24 protein-coding genes and 2 pseudogenes are annotated in these 23,049 nt (G+C 68.3%); 17 read left to right on the top strand and 9 right to left on the bottom strand.

The window, feature by feature from the left end:
• Positions 1-232, bottom strand: a pseudogene (locus ACZ6O2_RS29355) (IS701 family transposase); the annotation flags it as partial.
• Between the two features lie 502 nt (positions 233-734).
• On the opposite strand from ACZ6O2_RS29355, the gene ACZ6O2_RS29360 reads away from it, so the two are divergent.
• Entirely contained in the window at positions 735-1,385 is a 651-nt protein-coding gene (locus ACZ6O2_RS29360) for an SMI1/KNR4 family protein (protein WP_350712041.1), read from the top strand.
• Positions 1,386-1,831: 446 nt separating this feature from the next.
• Here the strand turns inward: ACZ6O2_RS29360 and ACZ6O2_RS29365 are convergent, their stop codons facing one another.
• Positions 1,832-2,749, bottom strand: a complete 918-nt coding sequence (locus tag ACZ6O2_RS29365; RefSeq protein WP_466025117.1) for a conjugal transfer protein TrbL family protein — start codon at positions 2,747-2,749, stop codon at positions 1,832-1,834.
• Positions 2,750-2,759: 10 nt separating this feature from the next.
• Positions 2,760-3,041, bottom strand: a complete 282-nt coding sequence (locus ACZ6O2_RS29370; RefSeq protein WP_350712039.1) for a pilin — start codon at positions 3,039-3,041, stop codon at positions 2,760-2,762.
• A gap of 438 nt (positions 3,042-3,479) precedes the next feature.
• Here ACZ6O2_RS29370 and ACZ6O2_RS29375 point away from each other — a divergent pair, with 438 nt between their 5' ends.
• The 3 genes from ACZ6O2_RS29375 to ACZ6O2_RS29385 all read left to right on the top strand — a co-directional run bounded on the left by ACZ6O2_RS29375 (position 3,480) and on the right by ACZ6O2_RS29385 (position 5,591).
• Positions 3,480-3,950, top strand: coding sequence for a hypothetical protein (locus ACZ6O2_RS29375; protein ID WP_466025118.1), 471 nt, complete (start codon positions 3,480-3,482; stop codon positions 3,948-3,950).
• Between the two features lie 773 nt (positions 3,951-4,723).
• The gene (locus ACZ6O2_RS29380) at positions 4,724-5,044 is read left to right on the top strand and encodes a hypothetical protein (protein WP_350712037.1); all 321 of its coding nucleotides are present in this window, start codon (positions 4,724-4,726) and stop codon (positions 5,042-5,044) included.
• 151 nt (positions 5,045-5,195) lie between these two features.
• Positions 5,196-5,591 carry a hypothetical protein gene (locus tag ACZ6O2_RS29385; protein WP_466025119.1) on the top strand — a complete coding sequence of 132 codons (396 nt, stop codon included), beginning with the start codon at positions 5,196-5,198 and terminating at the stop codon, positions 5,589-5,591.
• Positions 5,592-5,784: 193 nt separating this feature from the next.
• On the opposite strand, the gene ACZ6O2_RS29390 is transcribed toward ACZ6O2_RS29385, so the two are convergent.
• The 5 genes from ACZ6O2_RS29390 to ACZ6O2_RS29410 form a co-directional block, all read right to left on the bottom strand.
• Positions 5,785-6,363 (bottom strand): hypothetical protein, encoded by a 579-nt coding sequence (locus ACZ6O2_RS29390; RefSeq protein ID WP_466025120.1) that lies wholly within the window; start codon positions 6,361-6,363, stop codon positions 5,785-5,787.
• A 182-nt stretch (positions 6,364-6,545) separates the two neighbouring features.
• Positions 6,546-6,950 carry a hypothetical protein gene (locus ACZ6O2_RS29395; RefSeq protein ID WP_350712034.1) on the bottom strand — a complete coding sequence of 135 codons (405 nt, stop codon included), beginning with the start codon at positions 6,948-6,950 and terminating at the stop codon, positions 6,546-6,548.
• Positions 6,951-7,093: 143 nt separating this feature from the next.
• Entirely contained in the window at positions 7,094-7,987 is an 894-nt protein-coding gene (locus ACZ6O2_RS29400; protein WP_466025121.1) for a transposase, read from the bottom strand.
• Between the two features lie 132 nt (positions 7,988-8,119).
• Positions 8,120-8,602, bottom strand: a complete 483-nt coding sequence (locus ACZ6O2_RS29405; protein WP_466025122.1) for a SitI3 family protein — start codon at positions 8,600-8,602, stop codon at positions 8,120-8,122.
• A 12-nt stretch (positions 8,603-8,614) separates the two neighbouring features.
• Positions 8,615-8,944 carry a CdiA C-terminal domain-containing protein gene (locus ACZ6O2_RS29410; protein WP_466025123.1) on the bottom strand — a complete coding sequence of 110 codons (330 nt, stop codon included), beginning with the start codon at positions 8,942-8,944 and terminating at the stop codon, positions 8,615-8,617.
• Positions 8,945-8,992: 48 nt separating this feature from the next.
• Between ACZ6O2_RS29410 and ACZ6O2_RS29415 the strand changes: the two genes are divergently transcribed.
• Positions 8,993-9,544 (top strand): hypothetical protein, encoded by a 552-nt coding sequence (locus ACZ6O2_RS29415; RefSeq protein ID WP_466025124.1) that lies wholly within the window; start codon positions 8,993-8,995, stop codon positions 9,542-9,544.
• Between the two features lie 225 nt (positions 9,545-9,769).
• Here the strand turns inward: ACZ6O2_RS29415 and ACZ6O2_RS29420 are convergent, their stop codons facing one another.
• The gene (locus tag ACZ6O2_RS29420) at positions 9,770-10,546 is read right to left on the bottom strand and encodes a hypothetical protein (protein ID WP_466025125.1); all 777 of its coding nucleotides are present in this window, start codon (positions 10,544-10,546) and stop codon (positions 9,770-9,772) included.
• Positions 10,547-10,816: 270 nt separating this feature from the next.
• On the opposite strand from ACZ6O2_RS29420, the gene ACZ6O2_RS29425 reads away from it, so the two are divergent.
• The 12 genes and pseudogenes from ACZ6O2_RS29425 (at position 10,817) to ACZ6O2_RS29480 (ending at position 23,049) form a co-directional block, all read left to right on the top strand.
• Positions 10,817-11,389 carry a hypothetical protein gene (locus ACZ6O2_RS29425; protein WP_466025126.1) on the top strand — a complete coding sequence of 191 codons (573 nt, stop codon included), beginning with the start codon at positions 10,817-10,819 and terminating at the stop codon, positions 11,387-11,389.
• Positions 11,382-12,224 carry a TRM11 family SAM-dependent methyltransferase gene (locus tag ACZ6O2_RS29430; protein WP_466025127.1) on the top strand — a complete coding sequence of 281 codons (843 nt, stop codon included), beginning with the start codon at positions 11,382-11,384 and terminating at the stop codon, positions 12,222-12,224. Before ACZ6O2_RS29425 ends, ACZ6O2_RS29430 begins: the two co-directional genes overlap by 8 nt.
• Positions 12,225-12,910: 686 nt before the next feature.
• The gene (locus tag ACZ6O2_RS29435; protein WP_466025128.1) at positions 12,911-13,105 is read left to right on the top strand and encodes a hypothetical protein; all 195 of its coding nucleotides are present in this window, start codon (positions 12,911-12,913) and stop codon (positions 13,103-13,105) included.
• Positions 13,102-14,295 carry a hypothetical protein gene (locus ACZ6O2_RS29440; RefSeq protein ID WP_466025129.1) on the top strand — a complete coding sequence of 398 codons (1,194 nt, stop codon included), beginning with the start codon at positions 13,102-13,104 and terminating at the stop codon, positions 14,293-14,295. Before ACZ6O2_RS29435 ends, ACZ6O2_RS29440 begins: the two co-directional genes overlap by 4 nt.
• A 44-nt stretch (positions 14,296-14,339) precedes the next feature.
• A complete protein-coding gene (locus ACZ6O2_RS29445; RefSeq protein WP_466025130.1) occupies positions 14,340-15,350 on the top strand; it encodes a DUF4192 domain-containing protein in 1,011 nt (336 codons plus the stop codon).
• Between the two features lie 31 nt (positions 15,351-15,381).
• A complete protein-coding gene (locus tag ACZ6O2_RS29450; protein WP_466025131.1) occupies positions 15,382-15,816 on the top strand; it encodes a hypothetical protein in 435 nt (144 codons plus the stop codon).
• Between the two features lie 221 nt (positions 15,817-16,037).
• Positions 16,038-16,733 (top strand): GGDEF domain-containing protein, encoded by a 696-nt coding sequence (locus tag ACZ6O2_RS29455; protein ID WP_466025132.1) that lies wholly within the window; start codon positions 16,038-16,040, stop codon positions 16,731-16,733.
• Entirely contained in the window at positions 16,730-18,028 is a 1,299-nt protein-coding gene (locus ACZ6O2_RS29460) for an AcrVA2 family anti-CRISPR protein (RefSeq protein WP_466025133.1), read from the top strand. Before ACZ6O2_RS29455 ends, ACZ6O2_RS29460 begins: the two co-directional genes overlap by 4 nt.
• Positions 18,029-18,896: 868 nt before the next feature.
• Complete coding sequence (locus ACZ6O2_RS29465; RefSeq protein ID WP_466025134.1) at positions 18,897-19,991, top strand: hypothetical protein; 1,095 nt, start codon at positions 18,897-18,899, stop codon at positions 19,989-19,991.
• A gap of 176 nt (positions 19,992-20,167) precedes the next feature.
• Positions 20,168-20,907: pseudogene (locus tag ACZ6O2_RS29470) on the top strand (IS5 family transposase); the annotation flags it as partial.
• A 261-nt stretch (positions 20,908-21,168) separates the two neighbouring features.
• Positions 21,169-21,306: a hypothetical protein gene (locus ACZ6O2_RS29475; protein ID WP_466025135.1), complete on the top strand. Its 138-nt coding sequence runs from the start codon at positions 21,169-21,171 to the stop codon at positions 21,304-21,306.
• Between the two features lie 447 nt (positions 21,307-21,753).
• Positions 21,754-23,049, top strand: coding sequence for an alkaline phosphatase family protein (locus tag ACZ6O2_RS29480; protein ID WP_466025136.1), 1,296 nt, complete (start codon positions 21,754-21,756; stop codon positions 23,047-23,049).

Below are 23,049 nucleotides of genomic sequence, written 5' to 3' on the forward strand. Positions count from 1 at the left end.
CGTCCCACACCGCCGTACGCAGCAACCGCTGCATCGCCTGCGGATCAGCGTGACCCGCCCGCTCCGCCAACGACCAGCAGGTCTTGCGTTCCACGCCCGACAGCAGCCCTTCCACGAACTGCCCGGCGGTCCGGCGCGGCTCTGCCCGCACGAATCGGCCAGCGACACGCGCCGCTGCCTCGTCCAGAGTGACCCGCCACCGATCAAGGTCTACGCTGTGGCACGCGGCCACCGCACGATCTTCGGTTGTCCTCACAAACCATCGATGATCAACGCGGTGGCCGTCTTCATGCCTGCGCCACGCCCAACGCCGAAGCCAAGTGACGTTGGAGTATTAGGGGAATCTTCAGCGGACAGAACCTCGGCCTCCGGTGCCATCGTCGTCCGCTCATGCTTGATATGCGGGTGTTGCGCTCCATCGAGATATGGCGCGTCTCTGTTCGGCGGCGAGGTCGACCGCGGTGGCCGAGACGGCCCGGACGTCCGCCCGACATCGCAGTTCCACAACTTCGCCGAACCGAACCGCGTCGATCACCGTTGCGGCCTGACACACCCCCACCACCCCGGGCGGCCTCCAGCAAATGCCCACACAGCAGACATACTCACACCATGTCGCATTCCGTGCGCTACAGAGCGTGACTGGGGTGGTAGCGGGCTGCAAGCCGTAGCTGACCTGCTCGGCCGCGACGGACAGGACAGCACAGCGCTTGTGCCCGACCCCTAATGTCACACGGGTGATCATCGAACCGCACGCCAACCTTGAGGCTCTACGGCAAGCCGCTGCTGCCGGTATGCTCCAGCTCTCCGCCTCCCCGCCGGCCAGCGAGGAGGCGATCCGCACCCGTGAGAACGGTCTCGAACCGCATTTCGGGTCGGTGAGGTGGTCGGCGCCGCCGAGCTATCGCGCGTTCCTCGCCGAGCACAACCGGTTGTCGTGCCGCCGGACCGTCGGCGACAACGATCCCGAATTCGTGATCGTCAACGAGGAGGAGATGGTCCCGCTCAACCAGACATGGATACACCTTCCGGAACACGTCAGCCGCGATCCCGGCCGCTACCTGTCGACCAACCACCTCGTCGGGTTCGCCTACACCGTCTACGACGAGGCAGTGTGGTGCTTCGACGTGACTCGGCCGGACGCCAACGGCGAGTACCCGGTCTACTACCACCATGAAGACGAGCCCCGCGTCCGTTACCTCGACGGTTACGCCTGGGAGGATCCCGACGACGCAGTGCCGGACTTCCCCTCGTTCGCAGCATGGCTGACCGCAATGACCCAGGCATTCACCGCAACCGAACCGCCGGACTGGATCGAGGAACTCGGCAGCCCCGCCATGGTCTGGGCATGTCGCTCAGGGAGGCTTCGCCAGCCCCCTCCTAAATAATCTTGAACAACGTCCGTACCGTTCCTGCCGTTCATCTGCTGCAACGCGCCAACACGCGGTCATGCCGCATTGAGCGCGTGGCGGCGTCCATAAGGCGATCCCTCAGCGGACAACTCTGATCGCCGATCGACTCCGTCAACGCTCAGGACCTGCGCATTCTCATTTACCCCGTACGGTGACCGTTCTCAATGACCCGGGCTATCCGTTACACGCCACCGGCTCCAACCGTCATCGCGGACGGTCGGAGCGGGCGGCTGCCGCGACTCGATCGTTGAAGCACACAGGTCAGCTTCGCGCGGCTCGACGGCGGCCGGATTACTCCGCCGACGTCGGCGCGAGAACCCGATCAGCACGTGACCCGCGTCCACCAATCCAACAACAGTCATCGGAGAGGCAGTATGAAGCGCCCGTCGGGACGACGGCGCGCGCAGTGGTGTCGCCGTCGGTCATCGCCCACCTCGCACGGCAGCAGCACCGAGCCGGCCGAGCGGCAGGCGGCGGGTGACCCCCTGGACGAACACCGCCCGCAGCAGCATCCCGCCGACGTTCGACGAGCCCGCCCGGGCCACGTACCGGCGCATCATTCCGGGGATCTTGATCGTGACCCAGAGCACGACGATGACGAGCATGAGGTTCATCGCGTCCGAGGCGGGCAGGCCGAGCAGGATCGGCAGGTTCGATCCCGGGTCGATCAGCAGGTTGATGCCCGCCGAGAACGCGACCGCCTGCAGCGTGGGTGTGGCCAGGCAACCCAGCAGGGTGCGCCACCACAGCTGCGCGGCGCCCTGTGTCCAGGGCGTGGCGTAGCAGGCGAGCGCCACCGGTGCGATCCCGGCGAGGATGATCAGCACTCCGATCCGCGCGAGCCAGCTGCCGACGAGCATGAACATCAGCACGACGATGAGCAGTCCGATGATGGCGATCAGGAGGGCGGCGCTCTCGTCGGTCATCGCCGAGGCGATGCGGACCTTGACGAAGGTGACCGCCTCGGTGGTCGGCGCCGACGTGCCGGTCATCGACACCGTCAGGGCGTTGGCGATGTTGATGAGCACGCTGGTCAGCGGGACCGCGAACGCGGACAGGACGAACCCGACGACGAGCCGGGGGATCAGCTCCTTGATGTGGTAGCGCATCTCGACCGAGTCGCCGACCATCGTGGCGACGCCCACGGCGATGATCGCGAGGATGAAGCAGGCGTTGACGACCAGCGCGCTCTTGTCGGCGATCGACGTCACCTGCGGCAGGACGGTGACGTCCGGCGATATGAAGATGGAGGATGCCAGGAAGGCCAGCAGGCCGCCGAGAAGGTCGGTGACCTTCTCGGCGAGCCAGCTGACCAGGCCGTTCATCAGCCAGTCGACCATGACGACTGCCTCAGCCGCCGAGGATGCCCTGCAGCACCTGCAGGATGACCGGGGACAGCACCGCGAGGGCGTAGCCGATCAACGCGGACTTGAAGTTGCCCTTCGCCTGCTCGACCTGGGCCGGGTCGCCTCCGGCGGCCATGTACCGAAGGCCGCCGATGACCAGGAACATCGTCGCGACCAACGCGATGATGCCCATGATCCAGCCAGTGATGCCAGAGATGACCTCGTTGATGCTCTTGGGCGTCGGTGCCGGCGTGGGCGTGGGGGTGGCTGCGGCGAGGTCGGACAAGATTGAGAGAGTCGTGTGCATTGCGGCGCTCCACAAAAGATCTGCGGGCCGCCGCGGTGGGGACCGGGCGAAGGTCCGTGTGGTCCGGTGGGGGCGCTCCTCCCTTGCGTCATGCGACGGGATTGCGGTGTCAGTACGCCGCGCCAGCCATGCCGGACCGTGGGCCTCGCCGATTGGGTGGTCCCCACCGGGCGGGCATGCCGTGGACGACATGCACCGCCCAGATCTCGACTGTCAGGCCGATCGAACTCGCTGCCGGTCTGTCACGCCCTGACAAGACCGGTCAGCGAACCGCGTTGCCGGTTGTCCTTTCGCAGCTAACCTGCCCCGTTTCTCAGACTTTTGCTCCGACTGCCCGGTCTTCCCAATCGATCTGCTCTGCCTCAGGCGGGGCTTGTCCGGCCTCAGCGCTGAAGGACCCCGCACTAGGTTGTGAGGATGACGACTACACCCCGGGAGGCGGAGCCGCGCATCGGTCCGATCGGCGCACTTCTTTGCCGAATGATGTTCTTGGCGATCTGTCTGCCCGGACCGTTCCTGCTGTCCGTCGCCGTATCGCAGGGCCGGAGCCTGTCTGCCGCAGACTTCTGGGGCCTGCTCGCCGGGAGCCTACTGATGACGATCGTCGGCGGCGGCTTCGGAGTTTGGGGCTTGCGCCTGGTCACTCGCTCGCGCCGCGACGCGCGGCGGCTCGCCGCTACCGGTGTCGCCGCGACGGCCGAGATTCTCGCGGTGGCCAACCACCTGGGTGGGGAGGATCCCGGGTTGAAACTCCGCCTGCGGATCAGTGGTACTGGGTTCGCCACCTTCGAGGCCGAGACGATCCGCGCTGATGACCCGGCCCTCGTGCCTGGAGCGTTTTTGGCCGCGGTCGTGGACCCGGAGGAACGTGTCTTTTCGTTCGTGTAGCCGCCTTGCATCCGCCGGGTCCCAGGATCGCGACCACACCGTCCTGCGAAGCAGGCGAACTGAGAAACACCGGCGTAGGCGTGCCTGCGGAGCAGATCAACCGAGAACAACCGGCGAGTCGGATTCTCAACCAAAGCTGATCCGCGCAGGTCAGCCCGCCACGGCCGGAGCAGATTGACTGCGAAAGGACACCGGGCAAGGTTGGCGCGGACCGAGCCGCCCTCGGGCGGTGTTGAACGCTGCGGGCATGCCGTCCCCCTCTCGACCTTCACATGCTCACCGCCGGGCTGTTCCGATCCTGAGCGGGCTTGCTGACCGGTCGGTGTCTGGCCCGCCCGGTCCGTCGGTCGGCCGTGCCAGGATGGGGACTGTACAAATGTACAGTCCCCGGCCACGCAGAACGCCCGGCGCCTGGCGCGGAGAGCGGGGAGCCGGGGCCGCCGCAGACGGGATAGCGGGGAGAGTGGTGGAGGTTCGTCGCCGGCGGCCGGCCGCGCCGCGCCTGAGCAGCGCGGCGCAGGGGAGGGCGCGCGCCGGGTCCGCGCGGCAAGTTTTAAGCATGGGGGTGGTGGCCGCGCGACGGCATGCCGGTCGTCCAGGAGCCGGCTCCGCAGCCGCTCAGGGTCAGGTCAACCGCTCACCTGGGAGGGGGAGGGTGGCCGCCGGTGGCCAGCTCCGACCCCGGGAGCCGGGTCCGCGCCGGGCGAGGCGCCGCAACTCGTCGTGCGATGGCTCGTGCAAAGAGCTTTGACGCCGCCGTGAATGATGGCCGCATGAGAGACGCGAACTCCGTGTTGGTCGCCTTCCGCCTGGTGCTCGTGATCTTCTTCCTTCTCCTGTTCGTATTCGGCGTCCGTCTCGCCGTGTCGCAACGGTTCCCCGTTACCTGGGCTCGGCCCGCGCATCCGACGGAGAGCCAGCAATCCCGACAGGTCCGCGTTGGTGTCGGCGTCATGTTGGTTGCCGCGATTCTGCTGATCCTGGAAGGCACGTCGCTCATACCCATGCCCTTCCTGATCTCGGGCATCTTGTCGGCGGTAGCAATGCTGGTTGCCGTAGCTGCGCTGGCTTGGTCCGTCGCCTCGCGGGAGTAACCCAGCAACTAGCCGCGCATGGTGATGTGCCAGGGGGCGGGCCGGCGGCAGGCGGGATGGCGATAGCGCGTCGTTTGTGGGCTACCCGCCCAGATCATCGACGGCTGATCATTCCTTGGGGACGAAGAACCGGCGCCGGTATCCTCTGGCCGTGCAGGGAGAGTTTCGCCTTCGGCAGGTGCTTGGCCGGATTGGGCATGCGGCGGATGTGGCTGTCGCGGTCGAGCCAGCAGACCGTGACGAGGTGGATGTCTCCCCGGATGCCTTTGCCTGGTTGTGGGATGTCTATGGGTCGCGAGCTGTGATCGATCGGCCGATCAATGATCGATTGGTGGCTGAGGCGGTTGAGGGCGTGCGGTATGCGCTCGCCCGCTTGGGGCGACCCGGCGGCTACAAGGTGACGGTGACGAAGATTGTGGATATGCCGGCGGACACGGCTGACGGTGACGTGAAGATCGCGGCTGCCCATGCGGTGTGCCTCGCATTGGGTATGAGGCTCGAACCACCGCCGCGTATTACGACGGACGGCGTGGTCTTTCCCGCATAGCTCGGCCCCTGCAGGGGGTGCCCGATGCCGTGTCGTAGGCCGGGTGACTAACCGAGTGACGATCGGGACGGACGCCAGCGGACGAGCAGGGACGTTGATGGACCGTTCTACCAGGCCAACACCCATGGAACGGCAGGTCAGCGCCCTGTGTTGGTTGCCTGGGAATCAAGCAGTCGGGCGCCGGCCTTCACCCTCACACGTAGTCACGCCAGAGGGGCACAGTCACCCGGGGCTCTCGGAACTCCTGATCGATGTAGTGGGCGAGGTCGTGGCCATACACGATGGTGTCGGTCAGCCGGTGGATGGACAGCACGGGATGTCCGAAGGAGCCGCGGCCGGCCGGCAGGTAGCGGTGGGCGTACACGGGAACCATCTGGGGAACGTCGGCGAGAAGGCGCTTCGCCTTGGCAATGCGCCGGACGAGGTCGTGAGGGCGATTGCCCCACCCGGGTGGCCACTCGCCCTGCTCGATGTCGTCGAGCGCGGTTGTGAGCGGCCAGTCAACCTGCTCTTGCAGGATGGTGGAGTCGAGTTGGCGCCAGTTCGGCCAGCCCCAACTTGCCTTGTCGGGGTGGTCATCGTGGCCAGGTGTCCAGACTGGCAGCCCGGCCGCGAGGAAGGCGCGGTGGTCGTCGGCGAACTCGAAGCCGAACCGTCGATTGAGGCTGACGAACTCGGCGTCGGTGAGCCCTGGCTGGATGTCCACCAGGTCCAGTTGCGCTAACCGCCGAGCGGCCTCGATACCCAATGCGACACCGGCACCATTCGTCACCGGAGAAGCGTAGCGACCTGGCCGCCATACGCGCGTGCAGGTAACGGGAGGCGCGGGGGCAGCAGAGAGGCAGCGAACGAGACGGCAACCGATAACACCGGACGTGGCTAGACCCCGAACAACACGCATGGACTGAGGTTTCCTGGCAGCAGTCGACAGCCGTCGGTGCTCTCCAGCCGCGTTCACACCGAAGGTCGCAGCGCGTTCACGTAACGGATCGCGACGGCAGCCACCACGAGCTGCCCGAGGAGCTCGATCATCGCGTAGACGATCCAGCCGATGAACACGACCGGCAGGGCCGCGACGGCGGCGATCAGCACCGTGGTGAGCACGCGGAACGCGAGTCCGATTCCGAGCGCTCGACCCACCGCCGCCGACAACGCCAACAGCAGCACTGTGGGCACCAGGGAGAGGAAGACCTCCAACCCGAGGGCGAGGAACGTCCCCCCGGGTTGGGTGGAGCTGAGGTACGCCTCCGGCCCAAGGATGATCAGCATTAGACCGAACTTGACCGGCACGAGCAGCGCGGCCACCAGACAGGTGCGCCCGAGCCACCAGCCGGCACCGCGCCGTTGGGCCTCGGTCACCTCAGTACCTCAGACCTGAGGCGGCGCGCGGACCGCCGAGAACATCGATCACTGCGGCGGTAGCCGAGAAGTAGTCGCAAAGCAGGTCCACGGCGCGAATCATGCCAGCAGCCCGAAGCACGTGGCATCCTCTGCCGTGCCCGTTACGTGCCCGCTGAAGGAGTCACCAGGGGGGCAATAAGGGCGCGGGCGTGGCTGAAGGGAGTCCGACAACGGTCACCCGGCCTGTTCGTGCAGTGGGCGCTGCGGTACTGACGCCCTGGGAACTGAACGGCACGAGCCGGATGAGTCGAGAGGTTCACGTCCGGATCTGTGGGGGGCGGCCGGTGCGACTCCGGCCGCCTACCCGGCAACTGCGCTTCGGAGTACGGGTTGTCATTCGATACCCAGGGTCGGGAGTAGGAGCGGGTGACATCGAGGTCTTCGAGCAGGTCAGCCATCGATTTCGACGTCATCGACGTACCGCGGTCGGCGTGCACGACGTGCGGGACGCCATGGACACCGAACACCTCGCGCATCATCGCCTCGGCGAGGGGGCCGGACTCGCGGGCGTGCACACGGGCACCGACGATGTACCGGGAGTAGATGTCGATCATCACGTAGGCGTCGTGGTAGACGCCCTTTGCGGGTCCGGCCAGCTTCGTTATGTCCCAGGTGTAAACCTGCCGCGGCGCGTCAGCGACCAACTCGGGACGCCGGCGGGCCGGGTGCCGGGCCAGCCGGCGACGCTCGCGAACCTGCGCGTGTTCGCGAAGAACCCGATACATGGTGGCGATCGAACCGACGTACACGCCCTGTTCCAGCAGCGCCGCGTAGGTCTGGGCCGGGGCCGCGTCGACGAACTCCGGACTGTTCAACAGCCGCAGAACCTGCTCGCGTTCGGCCGGGGTGAGCGCGTTCGCCGGCGCTCGCCGCACCGGCGCCGCCAGTGTTGGCCGCCGCCGGTCGCGTTTGGCGCTGGACCGGGCGATCCCGGTCAGCCGCTTCGCGTCCCGCGTCGTGATCCTCGCGCTGGTCAGCGCATGATAGGCGGCCATCAGCGCCTGCCGAGCCCGAACACGTCCGGACTGTCCGGCTCGCTCCTGGAGATGTCCTCCAAGAGCTCACGCGCTTTTCCTGTCGTCGACGCCGTCTCGGTCCGCGCCAGCTTCGCCTGCGCCAACTCCAGCTCACGGCGCAACCGGGCGATATCGGCCTGCTCCGCCGGTGACGAGGTGCTCCAGGTGGTAGTGGTTCCACCAGCTTGTGCGGTGTGTGCGGGTGACGCCGTTGGTGCGGGTCAGGAGGAGGTGGTCGCCGTCCTGGATCAGGGCCGCGTCCTCGTTGCGACCGGCCAGCACCCTGGCTACCGCCGCCACCATGTTGGGGATTCCCTTGTCGACCAGGTCGTCGGCGCGCATGGAGAAGGTGATGTTGACGTACGTCTCGGGTTCCCATTCCCAGCGGGAGTCGCCATCTGTCTCGGCCTCGTAGTGGCCGTGCGTGCCGGAGCGGACGGCGATGGCGTAGCCGCGTTGGTCGTACAGGCGGGCCGTGAACAGACGCTGGTTCGACATCGGCTGCGGCTTTTCGCGGGGGTCCGCGGCGGTCAGGGCGGCGATCTCGTCGACGGGAAGATCACCGGCCAGGATCAGACGGAACTCGACGGCCATCTCTGCCCCTTGTCACTGTCGCCGGATGATCTGTCGGAACGTACCGTCGGGTTTCACCACGACCAGTTCCTTGAGCCCGTCGATGGGCCAGTCGTCGAACTGGCGCCGCAGAGCCGTCAGGTCACCATTCCAGTTATGCAGGTTCACCACCACGCGTTGGGTCTGATCGTCATCGACCTTCTCCCGGACTTGGCTCCAGACGTTGCGCACCGACGCGCGCGCCGCCGGCGAGTAGCAGTCGAACACGTGACCTTCGACGAGGTAGTCCAGGGCATTGTCCGGGTTACTGCTGTCGCCGGCGCGGACGTGGGCGTCACTGGCTTCCCGCGTAGCCGCCAGCATGACGATTACTGATGGAACCCTTGGGGCTTCGCGCGCGTCGGTGATCGCATGAAGCTGCGCGCCGCGATTCTGGTTGCCCTGACCACTCTCAGCCTCGGCCTCGTCGTGCTCGTCTCACCGGTGCAGCCCGCTTGGGCCTGCTCTTGCGCCTTGCGGCCCGACCAGGAGGACGAGCGGGCGGACCTCATCGTCGTCGGCACTGTCACTGGCGTGACGGACAGGGCCGTCCAACTCGCGGTCGAGTCGGTCGAGAAGGGCCGTCCCGGGTCAGATGCCACGCTCAGGCTGGCCGTGAGCCGCGGCGAGGCCAGCTGCGGCTACGACTTTCGCGCTGGCACCCGGTACCGGGTGAATTCGGTCGACGGCGCCACTGGGCTGTGTTTCGGGATCCGCCAGTTGCCGGGCGCACCGTCCGCGCCCGCAGCGGCCCCAACGCCTGTCGTGGCAGTACCTGCGCCTGTGCAGTGGCCCGGCCGTTGGTGGTTTGCGACCGGTGCGATGCTGACTCTCCTCGCCGCCGGATTGGTCGCCGTGGCCCTATGGCGGCATCGGACCAGAGCGGGCAGCCACCGAACGCGTAGGCCAGCCACGGGCCAATAACTGGTTCGTCGAACGGTCACAAAGCGGCATTAGCGGTCACCAATGCCAACCGGCTGAACAGGCGATTCGGACATCGTGGGGCAACCAGCCACCGACTTCCAAACTGGTGCCCCACCCGTCAGGCGAGCGGTCCGCAGCTAACTTGACCTTTAACCCCTGCGGGGTCCATTGGGGACCCTGGTTGACCACGGAAACAATCCTTGGTTGATGATCCTCTTGTCTAGTTTAGGCCGCCATGGTGACTTCGCGGCGGCTGGACGAGTGGATCGGGCCGGACAGGTCGCCTCGCGTGACGGCGGCGGCCACGACGCGCTCGGCACGGCGTCGCCGCATCCGCAGGGCCGACGCGGTCACGCCCTGCTCAGCGGCCAGGTGCTCGATCAGTGCGTCGCCGAATCGGGTCGCGCTGATCAGCTCGGCGGCTTCGGCGGTGATCAGGCCAGCGGCGGCGGCCCGACCGAGCAGCAGGTCCGGGTGCCCGTAAGGCATCCGCGGTGAACGCGACCCGCTCGACAGGTCAAACGGCAGTTCCTCGCCGTCGTCGGCCTTGACGACCGTGGCGCCGGCGCGCCAGGCCGCCCAGCACAGCCGCAGCCACAGTCGGGGTGGGGCGAGGTCCGCCGTGCGCAGTGCGTGGAGGAACCCGGCCAGGACTTCGGAGTCCACGTCGTCGGCGTGCCGGACGTAGCCGCGGCTGATCTTCGCCGCGAGGTGCGTCAGCGCGGGTAACGCCACACCGATCGCCCCGACCACCCAGGCCGGCCCCCGTTCGCGGGCGTGGTGGGCGAGCTGCCGCCACAGCTCGTCGGTGGTGTCGCTGTCGTAGGCCTCGTACATCAGCAGCTTGCGCAGCTCGTTCAGCGGCATTGTCGTGTCCGGCAGGCCCGGAACCGGGCGCGCGTCGAACACCAGCGGTGCGGGTTCGCAGGTCAGCAGCTCGAATGCCTTCTCGGCGGTGGTCAGCGCCGTGTCGGCCATCCTTGTGCGGGTGGTCGTTGCCATGGTGATGTCCCTTCGGAAGGGAGCGCTCCGAGGTGTCCGGAGGCCCGTGATCTCGATTGGGACAGCCCGACCTGACACCAGAGGCCGTTGCCGGACTGAGACAGGTCGTGCCCGGTTCTGTCAGGTTCGCCGCCGTCAGGACCGCCCGGTCGGGCTGTCAGACGGCCAGGGAATGACGGGTTCTGTCAGGTCGGGGCGGGTTCGATCGGCCTGTCAGCGGCGCACTAGGGATCGTCAGTACGCCCTGCCGGTCCGGGGGCCACCGTGCCCATGACTGATAAAAACCCGCGCCGCGCGCCGACCCCTGTGGGGGACGTGGTGCCCGGCGACCCGCCCGTGCCGATCACCGTCTGGCCGGTCCCCGCCCCGCAGGAGGGCGAGACCCTGTCCAACGCGATGGGCGTGCGGCTGGTCCACAACCTCACCCACCCGTCCGATCTGATCATCGACCTGGCCGTGGGGCCGCAGCTGGCCCGTGCGGTCATCGCCGCGCATCGCCGCAGTCACCTGCACGCGCCTCGGCAGGTCGGCTGGGGCCGGGAGGCGGCGACGCTGATCGTCACCGGCTGGCCGCTCGACGACGCCTCACCGGTCGAGTTCTTCATCCGTTGCCGCGCCAGCCTCGTGCCCGGCGGCTGCGTGGCGGTGCTGCTGCCGCACGACGACGTCACCCTGCCGGTCGACGTCATCATCGCCGCCAAGCGGGCCGGGCTGGCGTACCTGCAGCACATCGTGGCGGTCGACCGACCGCCTCGGCGTGGCCAGCGGGCGCAGCTGGACATCCACACCGACGTGCTGATCCTGACCCGCAGCGCGTCGGAGACCGGGGGCACCGATGGTTGAGTCCCTGCCGGTCACCTCGGTGTGGCTGACCTGCCAGCAGCCCGCCCGGGACCAACGCCGAGGCCGCTACGTCGCGAAAACCTCCAGCCACCCTGGGAAGATGCTGCCCCACCTGGCCGCGCACGCGATCAGCTCCTACACCGCGCCCGACGATCTGGTGTTCGACCCGATGTGCGGATCCGGCACCACCCTGGTGGAGGCCATGCATCTTGGCCGGCAGGGGATCGGGATCGACATCGAGCCCCGGTTCACCGAGCTTGCTGCCGCCAACGTCGCTCTCGCAGCGTCGCAGGGCGCCGCCGGCGTGGCGCAGGTGCTCACCGGCGATGCCAAAGGTCTGCTCGATCTGGTGCCCGCGTCCGCAGTCGGTCGAGTGAGCCTCGTGCTCACCTCACCGCCGTACGGGCGCGGGACCCACGGCCTCGTGCGCACGACGACTACCGGGGTACGCAAACGGGACCACCACTACGGCAACCGGAAAAGCGGCAACCTCGCCTACACGGGATGGTCCCGCTTACTCGACGGGTTCGCCGCGATCCTGGCCGCCAGCTACCAACTGCTGCAGCCCGGCGGGACCGTGGTGATCACCTGCCGACCAGTACGCCGCCAGCGCGACGACCTGATCGACCTGCCCGGCGAGCTCCTCGCCGTCGCGCAGTCGATCGGACTGGTCCCGGTGCAGCGGTGCGCGGCGATGCTCGCCGCCGTCCGTGACGGGCAGATCGTGCACCGGGCCAACATGTTCGGGCTCCTAGCGGTCCGCCGCGCCAGGGACCAAGGCATCCCCGTGCACCTGGTGGCACACGAGGACGTGCTGGTCCTGCGGCGCTGCTGAACAACGCCCGCGATGCCCAGGAAATCCTGAACGTCGCGGGCAGGTCCGAAGCCGGGCGGCCGCAGCCGAGCGACGTAGCGGCCCTATGGCCGCCCGGCCCGGAGGCAGGAGGCGGCGGCTCACAGCCACCTTCCGCTCTGGGCTGCCTCGGCGACGGCCAGACTGCAGGCGGGTTCCGCTGACGGATCCGCCGACCGGTCACCAGCTGCCCGCATGGTGACCGGCGTGCGGGTCCGATCCAGAGCACAGGGGATCGGTCGCGTTGCTCGGTGGCGATGACTCCCCGCACCCGGTAGCCCGTCACCGGCTAGGCAGAGCGGGTACCGGCGGCTGCCGCTATCAGCAAGGGGCACTGCAGTCCCGCCGTGAACCGCTGCGATGAGCAGACCTGACAGGGAGCGCGGGCATCGCCCGGCTGTCAGGTTCTGCCAGGAGGCCGAACCTGACAGCCCGGCCGTCGGGACTCCCGGCACGGCTAGCCTGAACGCTCTCCTTTCGTTCCATGTGCCTCTGATCTGACGCCTCGCGCGACGGCATCGCGCCCACCATTTCCGGTCGGCCGCCGCCGCCAGCCTCGGATCTGGCACCACGCACGCCCCTCGCCCACACGGACAGGGCGCGCCATCCCCATCCCTTCAGGCGGCCACCACCCGGTGGCCGCCTTCAACGTGTCCCAAGGAGGACAGATGCTTCACCTGACACACGGCCTCCGCGCCAACCACCACAACGCCGCCCAGCCCGACCTCCTCGACGGTGTCGCCGCCCTCGTCGGTGAGAACAGCGGATCCCGCCTGGCCCACAGCAGCGCGTCGGCTTCACACGCCGAGTTGCTCACGGACACCCACCTGGCCACCGCCGGCACTCGGGCGGCGCAGCGATGACCGACGAGAGCCTCGCGGACCAGCTCCGCACCCTGCACACCGAAACGATCGCCGCTATCGAGCAGCGGCAGACCTTGGCCGACGAGGCCCGATCCGCTCTCATCGACGCGCTGCGGAGCAGGCTGATCTGCCGGCCCGGCTGCGAAGACGCCCTCGCCACCTGGGGTTTGGAACCCCTGCCGCAACGATGGACCACCACCGCCGAAGCGCAGCTGTCGCACACGCGGTCGCACACCGACCACAACGAAGCCCGCGAGCAAGCCCGCTTCGGCGTACCGGACGAACTGCGACAGCTGCAGCCGGCGATCGCGGTCTACCCGCGACACGTCCTCGACGTGACACCCGTGCCGAACGGAAACGACCAGCCTGGGCCCCAGCGATACCGCATCACCGTGCAGGTCACGCTCCAGACCTGGGTCACAGCGACCCGGGAAGCCGACGCGTACGAAGCCGCACGCGCAATCGTCGAGGGTCACCTGCCTGCGCTGGCTGACGCCGGCATCAGTTTGACCGGGCTGACGTGGCAAGCCGCCGACGGCCCCGACGACATCCCGCAGGACGACATCGACGCCGATACGCGAACCGTGAACCGGGCGGCGCAGCTGACCGAACTCGCCGACGACATCACCGCCGCGACGGACGCACGTGACGCCGCGGTGCAGACCCTCGCCGACCTGCGGCGCAGCATCCGCGCCCGCGCGATCCGCGCCCTGATCGACGACGAGTTTGGTGGCATCTACCAGCACACTGCCGAGCGGGTCGACCGGTTCCTGGCCGATCTCGGGCTCGACCGGCTGCCCCGAGCACACCACGTCACGGTGGTCGCCGACCTGACGCTGCCAGTCAGCGTCGGCACAGCCCGAGAAGCCTGCGACGCGGCACGAGACGTGATGCGGGCCGCCACCACCAGCGGCAGCCCGGACGAGACGCGGCCGTGGACCGCGTACGGCTGGACCACCCCCGAGTACGCCACCGGCGACCAGGACGGCTGGCGAATTCCGTGGCGGCACGAGTACGAGATGCGGCTCCGCGGCCACACCACCTCCGACGACGCGACGGCGGCGGCCGAAGCCCTCGCCCGCGCGGACCTGACCCGGGCGCTGCCCGGCATCGACCACACCCTGATCACGGTGACCGCCAGCGTCGAGAGCGTCGGCATCGACCTCTACCTGAACCCCGACCGCGACTGAGCCCTCCGCCATCTACCGACCCGAAATCCGCATTGGAGATCATCATGTCGTTTCCAGACAACAAGCTGACCGTGCGATCCCCGGCCGACCTGGTGGCCGCGGTGCCGTACCTCCTCGGCTTCCGCCCCAGCGACGGCAGCGTCGCCGTGATCGCGAGCAGGGACCGCCGGATCGTTTTCGCCGCCCGCAGCGACCTGCCTGCCCTCGGCGCCCCCGCAAGTCACCTTCTCGACCTTGTCGCCAACCTGGTCCCGGTCGTGCGGCGGCAGCAGCCGATCACCGATCTCATGATCGTCGGATACGGAGACGCCGACCGCCTTGACCCGGCAATACGCACCATCGGCGAGGCGTTCACCGCCAGCGGCATGACCGTCCGGGAGTTGCTGCGGGTCACCGGTACACGGATCTTTAACCTCACCTGCGAAAACCCGGCCTGCTGCCCACCGCAGGGAACCCCGTTCGACCCCACCGCCTCACTCGTCGCCGTGCAGGCAACCGCCGCCGGGCTGGTCGCGCTACCGGACCGGGCAGCCGTGGCCGCCCGGTTCACGCCTGTCGACGGTGCCGCCCGTGACGGTATGCGCGACGCCACCCGGGCGGCGACCAACCGCCTGAAGACACTGAACGCCGCCGGCGGCACGGGCATGGACGAGGCCGGCGCGCAAGCGGTCCGCGACGCGCTACGACAGCACGACGCCGGCAAGCGCCTCACCGACGACGAGGTGGCCTGGCTCACCCTGCTCCTGAAGCGGCCTTCGGTGCGGGACCTAGCCATAGACCTCACCCGACCGCACGACGGGCACGTCACGTTCTGGGCCGACGTCACCCGCCGCGCCGAGGAGCCGCTCGTGCCGGCACCGGCCACCCTGCTCGCCGTCGCCGCGTGGCGGTGCGGTGACGGCGCCCTGGCCGCCATGGCAGCAGACCGTGCCCTGCAGGTCGACTCCACATACCAACTCGCCGACCTGCTGCGGCAGGCGTTGCACGGCGGACTCCCGCCATCGGTGTTCGAGCAGGCAATCGCCACCGGCCGGACCGACCCCTCAACCGAGTAACAGGAGGAACACGATGGATTCCACTCGCAGCATGCTGCTCGCCCTCGCGAGGCAGGCGGAAGAAGCGCGGCTGCGCTGGAACGCCGAACGCGCCGCCGTGCGGGCTCGCGGGGAAACGCCGGCCCGCACCGAGGCGTACGCCTACCACGTCCAGGCCAACCTGTGCCTGATCACCGCGATCGGCGCAGCGGACCTTCCAGCGAACTTCCGCATCTACGACATCACGCTGTCCCGCGACCCTCTCGCTGCGGCCGAGCAACTGCGTCAGGTCGCTGTCGCCTACGACCACAGCGGCGCGATCGAGGCCGCACACGAAGCAGCGCGCCTGGCGTACAAGGCGGCGTTCGCCGAACCCGTCACCGCACAGGAACAGCAGTACATCGAGCTGCTCGCCGGCCTTGCCGCCGCGCGCCGCGACAAGATCGTCGAACTGGCCGAGGAACTCGCCTGCCACCCCAGGGCGTGAGGCCCGGTCGACCGGCGACACACCGGCCCTCATCGGCCGCCCGCTGAGCCCTGCCGATGGTGCCTCTCAAGGAGGCAGCCACGGCCGTGCCGCAAAACCGGGGCGGCACACACAGGAAAGAACGGCCCGCCACATGGCGGGCCGTCGTCGTATCAGGACCCGGGACGCCTCGCCTCGACAACGTACGCGTCCCGGGTCCTCCAACCAATTGGAGGACCCCAGTGTCCCTACCGCTGATCATGATCGCCACCGCCTTGGTGGCATTCACCCTCGGCGGCCTCACCATGTGGCCATTCATCCGCCGCCTCGACAACCGACTCACCGACGCTCTCTGGCAGCTGGAACACGACCCGGTCACCGGCCTGCTCAACCGCGCCGGCCTGCTCGCCGCACACGCTACCCTCGCCGAGGCCGACAGCGCCGGGCCCGTCATCGTCGTCCTGATCGACCTCGACGACTTCAAACCAGTCAACGACACCCACGGCCACGACCGAGGGGACGAGGTCCTGGTCGAGATCGGCAACCGCATCCACGGCATCGCCACACTCCACGGCGGCACCGCCGCACGGCTCTCCGGCGACGAGTACGCGGCACTGCTGCCCGTCCGCACCGACGACCTGGCTCGCATCGCCGATACCTTCGTGGCCCTGATCTCCGAGCCCGTCGAACTCACTGCGGACGGCGAACCCGTCACGGTCACCGTCACCGCCAGCGTCGGCCTGGCGCTCGCCGAAGCCACCGACCCGATCGAGGAGGTGGCCCTACGCCGCGCCGACATGGCGATGTACCACGCCAAACAGCACGGCCGGAACCGCCACGTGGTGTACGAGCCGGGTATGGCGATGCCCGCCGCCGGGCGCCGTCGAGGACCTCGTCTCCGCGACCGCGGGCAGCTGAACCGGGAGGCGACGGCATGACGGCCGCCGCCCGCGAGGAGATGGCCTGCCGGATCTGCCTCTCCCCACTGAACACCCTTGGTACGCCGCCTACCTATGTGCACCCGATCCAACTCGCCACCGACGGACACGAGCCGATACCCGTCCCGGTCAGCCAGCTCGACACTGTGCGCCGCACCTGCGACTTCTGCGGGGACCTGTACCCGACGTGGACGCTCCTCGGCGGCGAAGTCTCCGCCGTCGCCATCGGCGCGACCGGGGGACTGGTGCAAAACTTCGGCGATGCATGGGCGGCGTGCGCGACCTGCCAGACCCACATCGATGCTGGCAGCAACGACAAGGTCGTCGACCGGGCAGTGCAGGCGCTCGGCCTCGGCGACAATCCGCAGGCACGAGAACGTATCGAACACCTGCACCTGGCGTTCCTGAACGCCCAGGTTCAGGGCCGCACGCTCATCACGACGACCGCTTGGCCCGCCACAACCATCACCGCCCGAGACCTACCGAAGGTGCGCGACCGGCTCGCCCGCTTCTACCGTGGCCCCGACGGCCTACCCGTCGCGCTCGCCAACACCGACGTACGCCAACAGGTCGCCGCGGGCCTGGACCGATCACGCCTGTTCTGGATCGACGCCGACTTCACCGACCTGGCCGAATACGCCGCGGAGAAACTTCCCGACGTCACCATCAGCCGCGACCTCATGCCCTCGACGGACGGACTGCTCGTATGGCCGCGACCAGTGACACATCGGCAGATCACCGCCGCATCCTGGACCGCCAACCGCGACGGCTGGAAGCTGGTCACCTACCGCACCATCGGCGGGGGACTGGACGGCAAACCCCTCCAGCGACTCCGCGAACACGTGGGCTGGCTCGCCCCGATGAGCACCCTCCAGGCTCACGAGCAGCACGTGCTGCCCGGCGACCATCCAGCGGCAGCGCTGATCGCGACATGGCTGCTGATCGCACAGCAGGCCGCTGAAGTCACGACAGCAGACGTCGACAAAGCCGTTCGCAAGACCTACGCCCGCACCAACCGACCCGCACCCGAGGTACGGATCGTCCGCATCCGTGCCAACAGCAGCATCACATCGACCAGCACCGGATCGGCTCCAGGCGACTCAGGGCGCCCTCAAACCAACCGGTTCTGGGTGTCCGGCCACTGGCGCAACCAGCCGCACGGGCCAGGTAGAGCGCTGCGCCGCCCCGTCTACATCAACCCGTTTCTCAGAGGCCCCGACGACGCGCCGATCAAGCTCAGCACAACCGTGCGCATGCTCAGCAGTCGCAAACCGACGCCAGAAGGTCAGGAATAGATGCCGTTGACCAGGTGGGGCAGGGACAGAAGTCCCTGCCCCACCTGGTCAACGAGAGTTGCTGGAGTCACGGTCCGATCCGACGCTCATGCACGGGAGGTTGTTTCCGGGCCCTTTGTAGTCATGGATAACCGACACTCATCGCTCTAGGGCCTCGTCAGGAGCGTTGACAAAGCCCAAGGCGATCCACGCCTTGGGCGCGGTGTGATGTTGTCTATGTCTGGGAGGTCAAGCCAGCCAACCCCGACGGTAGGAGGCTGGGGCGGGAGCAACTCGACAGGTACATCAACGAGCTCCAGGCCGAGCTGAAGGCGGCGGGTGACCCTCGTAGAGTGATGGCGGGTCCAGCCCTGCCTCCGGTGCGCGGTATTCCGATCGGCAACGGCAAGGTCGTCAACATCTGGATGGAGCCGCGCAACCGAAGCAGCGCAGGTCTCATCCTGTACGGAACATCCGGCCAACCCAAGACCAAAGATCGGCCGAAGCCGCATCCCACGACGTTGCCCTTGCCGCGCCCAGTCACTGCGCCAGAGCCGGTTGAGGCACCGACGACCAAACCCGTGCCACCCGGCACTGGTGTCGTTCCTCACCCACACCCAGCCGGCCCATACGGCTTGCCCCGGTCCGGGTTGTATCCCGAAGGGAACTACGAGCTCGGGCGGAGGAGTGCACTGGGACCCCGACGTCGAGACGGTCGGCAGCGCGGTGGTGGCCGGTGTGGCGATCGTCGGATGCATCATCCTCTGCATTCAACCCGGCACTGGCCTAGCTGTCAGGCTGAGGTAGTGCTAGGGCAGCCCGACAGCGACAGCCGAAAGGATGGGCCGGGGATCCTCCCCGGCCCATCCCCGTTTCTCGGAGAGCAACCATGTACGACGACACGGACGAAACGCCCCCCGAATGGCATGGCGATGGGACAATCCAGGACAACGGCGTGATCCGCCTCTATCTCGACTTTGGCGGCGATTTCGAGTCTGTCCTACCAGTGCTCGAGCGCTGGTACGACGAAACGACCGACCTGCTCCTGCCCACGTTGGGCGATGGGGTGCGGCCACCGAAGTACGGCAGAGCGGTGGACGAGGGCAGCGCCGGGCGGCGGATCAGCACATGGAGGGACGCCCTAACACCCGACGTCTGCCAGATCTCCTGGAACTGGTCCAACCGCCGACGGCGTTCATCACTGGATCTGTACGTGTTCCGATTCGCCGCTCCGGACCACCTCATGCTCGAGGCCTCGGTGTCCTTCGACGGCCAGCCGGGCCGCCTGGCCGAGATCGCCCCCCGGCTGCAGGAGGTGTTGCGCAGGGTCGCCAACTCGACCGATCCCGCGTACGGCGAGGTGGCCTTGGACGGCGGGGCAACTACCGGAGACACGCTCCTGGACATGGGCTTGTACCGCATCAACTCGGACTCTGCTGCCGAGAGCAGGCGTTTCCTGCGGGGCTACGACTGGGTAACGGTCGTGCCTCGGGAACTGGCCGAACGCCTCGGCGGCGTCGATTCGCTCGTAGCCAGTGGGGCGTTCGCGGAGGTTGTCCCGCTGCCCGGGGGAGGTGTGCTGCTCAGGGCCGGTGACGCAATGGATCCTTACCGGCCGGAATCCGTGCAAGCGGCATTCCGGGCGTTGGCGCCGGTGTTGCCTCCTGGGCGGCCGCGCCGTCTGCCGGGTTACGACCTCAGTAGGCTCGTCTTCGCCGACCCCGCACAACTGGGACCGGCGGATCTCGCTCCGGCGCCAGTGGAGCCCTCAATTGATGGTGCTCAGGCTCGGATGATCAGCGCCTTCGCCGCCGAGGCGGTTAGGAGTGGATGGCTGACTAGCGAGCCGCTGCCGCCGGATCACCCGGGCGCGGCTGCGGGACTACTCGAGGGGCATGCCCGGGTCGGGCTGACCGAAGAGGGGCGGCAGCGGGCGGAGGAGCTGGCGTCGCGTCTCGCGCGAGATGCCGACCCGGAGCACTGAGAGGGGCGAGAGGCGAGCCTGGACGGGGGGAAGGGGTGTAACCGACAGCCGGGGACAACCGTTTCCGGCTGGTAAGAGGCCACGCAACTAGGTCAGTGGGCGCGGGGCGGGTACGAGGCAGGCACAGGCATCGGTGATCATGAAGATTCCTGCACCCAGTGACCATCGGAACGCCTGTGCCCGCTGTCCCATCATGGCTGAGCGATCCCCTGTGGGACCAGTTCGCCGCGCTGTTGCCCGTACGACCCCTCGTCGATCTGGCCCACCCGCTGGGCTGTCACCGGCCGCGCATCGCTCACCGGATCGTGTTCGACAAGCTCCTTCAAGTCCTGCGTTCGGCTGCTCTTACGAAGGCATCGCCGACACCACCTGCTCGGCCACCACGATCCGCAACCGCCGCGACGAGTGGATCCGCCTCGGCGTGCTCGCCCAGCTCAAGAAGGTCGTCCTGGACGCCTACGACCGCATCGTCGGGCTGCTGCTCGACGACCTTGCCGTTGACGGCTGCATCACCAAAGCACCCGGCGGTGGCGACGTCGCCGGACGCTCCCCAGTCGACCGCGGCAAACAGGGCATGAAACGCTCCCTGCTGGTCGAAGCCCGCAGCATCCCCTCGGACGCGTCCTGGCCGGTGCCAACCGCCACGACTCCCCACTGCTGGAACCCACCCTCGACCGACTCGACGACCTCGGCCCGTTGCCCGACGACATCACCGTGCACCTGGACGCCGGCTACGACTCAGCCGCCACCCGCGCCCTCCTGCACACCCGCGAACTGACCGGCGGCATCGCCCGTAAAGGCGTCAAAAGCCCCCGTGCAGGCCACCCAGCGCTGGCACATCGAGCGCACCAATGCCTGGCACAACGCCTTCAACCGGCTCCAACGCTGCTACGAACGCAAGACAGACGTGATCAACACCTGCGCGGCCTCTAGGTGACGATTACCGGTGGTGGCAAGGGCTTCCCCCTGCCGCCACCGGTTTCGCAGTCCGCTCGGGCCGCTGTACTGGTCTATGAAGGTCAAGAGCTGTCTGACCGCGTATGGCGTAGCGGACGACACCGCTGCGCCCGGTCTACGGACCAGGCGAGGATCGCACGCGGCCAGGCTGGGGCCGATGCTCGGTGGTCTCGGCAGGGCCGGCCTGTGTCTGGTCTGCGGGTAGGTCCGGGATTTACTCATGACGATTCCGCAGCAAATCCGCCAGCGGTGGCTGCCCGGCGCCACGCAGGGAGCGTCGCTGGTCAGCGTCAACGAGGTCACTCACGGCTACGAGCTGACGAAGTACCTGGGCCACACCCCGATCTGTATTACCTGACCCGCCCACCCCGACGATCACGGCGGACACCACTGGCCGCTGATCCCCCGCAACCGGCGCACCCACGACCAGTGCTGGTCACCCACAACGGTCGCGCTCAACGTTCTCGTGTCGGTGGCCGGACGCCGCTGGAAGATCCGCGCGGGCTCGCCGCGCCGGCCACAAGCGCCTCCACCCAGCCGACGTGCCGTCGCCAGCCGCGCCAGTGCTCGCCGGCACGCGCGCGACTTGCTCGGGGATCGCACCGTCCTTGATCCGCTGGGCGGCTCCGGCTGGAGCGTGCCGCCGGCGCCCGCGCGGGCAAGCAGGCCCGCGGCCTGCCGACCGGGCGCCCGGCGAAGCTCCCCGGGCGACGAGGTGTGAACGACGCGAAACCACGTTGCACGCTTACGACGTCGCCACCTTGGGCTCACGGGGGCGCCAACCCGACCCGATTCAGTGCACACCATGATCCGAACTCTCCGCACCCTGGGCCACCTCACCGCGGCCCTCGCCCTCCCTCTGCTCACCTCGCTGCCGGCGTACGCCGCCGTGCCGGACTCCCTACCGGCGCAGGCGGCGCCGGCGGCCGACCACGTGATCCTCATCGGCCTCGACGGCTTCGACTACGACTACCTGGGCGAGGTGTCGACGCCCAACATCGACCAGCTCGTCAAGCGTGGCAGCGTCACCGAGTCGAACGGCGTCATGCAGTCGATCACCAACCCGTCCTGGTCCTCGATCGCGACCGGCGCCTGGCCGGAGCGGCACCTCAACACCGCCTACGTCTACGACCCGGTGTCGCACACCGCCCGCGGCCAGGAGCGCGATCTCGCGGTGCCCACCATCGCGGAGGCGGTCCGCGCCCAGGGCGGGACTGTGATGTCGTCGCAGTGGTTCATCGTGCAGAACCACGGGACGGCGTACGGCGACCCGGAGGGCATCTACACCCAGCCCGGCGGTGACTGCTCGCGTCGCGTCGACGACATCGTGAAGGTGATCAAGGGCGAGCCTGTCAAGAGCGGCGCCACCATGGTCACGGCCCCGAAGATCCCCGACCTCATGGCGGTCTACTGCGACGCGCTCGACGCGATCGGCCACGAGGGTGGCGACCACGACCCGCGGATCCCGGGCGCTCTGGCGGATATCGACGCCCAGATCGGCCGGATCGTGCAGGCCACCAAGGACGCCGACATCTTCGGTCGCACCACCTTCGTCATCACCGGCGACCACGGCATGACCACGTTCACCAAGGGCTTCGGCACGCAGATGATCGACGCGATCGCCAAGGCCGGCTACAAGGCCGAGCTCCTCGGGACCGGCAAGACGCCCAAGCCCGACACCGACGCCGTCATCGTCGTCGGCGGCATCGGCAGCCTGCACATGGTCGGCGCCGCGAAGAACGACCCGCAGGCGGTCGCGAAGATCAAGGCCGCGCTCGAGGCGACCCCGCACGTGAGGCAGGTGTTCGACAATGTCGCCCAGCAGGCGATGCACATGAGCCCCCGCTTCGGTGAGCTCGTCATCGAGCCGGAGCCCGGCTGGTCGATCGGCGGCGACCCGGCGGGCGGCGTCGCCGGCCGTCACGGCGCCACGACCGAGCTGCACATCCCGCTGGTGCTCTCCGGCGCCGGCGTCCTGCCCGGTGTGCGCCCCGTTGACCCGAACCACGTCGACATCGCCCCGACGATCGCCGCGCTGCTCGGCATCCAGCCGCCGTCGGGCGCGCAGGGTCGGGTGCTGAGCGAGTCGATCCGCGACTGA

It is taken from the genome of Micromonospora sp. NPDC048040, assembly GCF_055587185.1.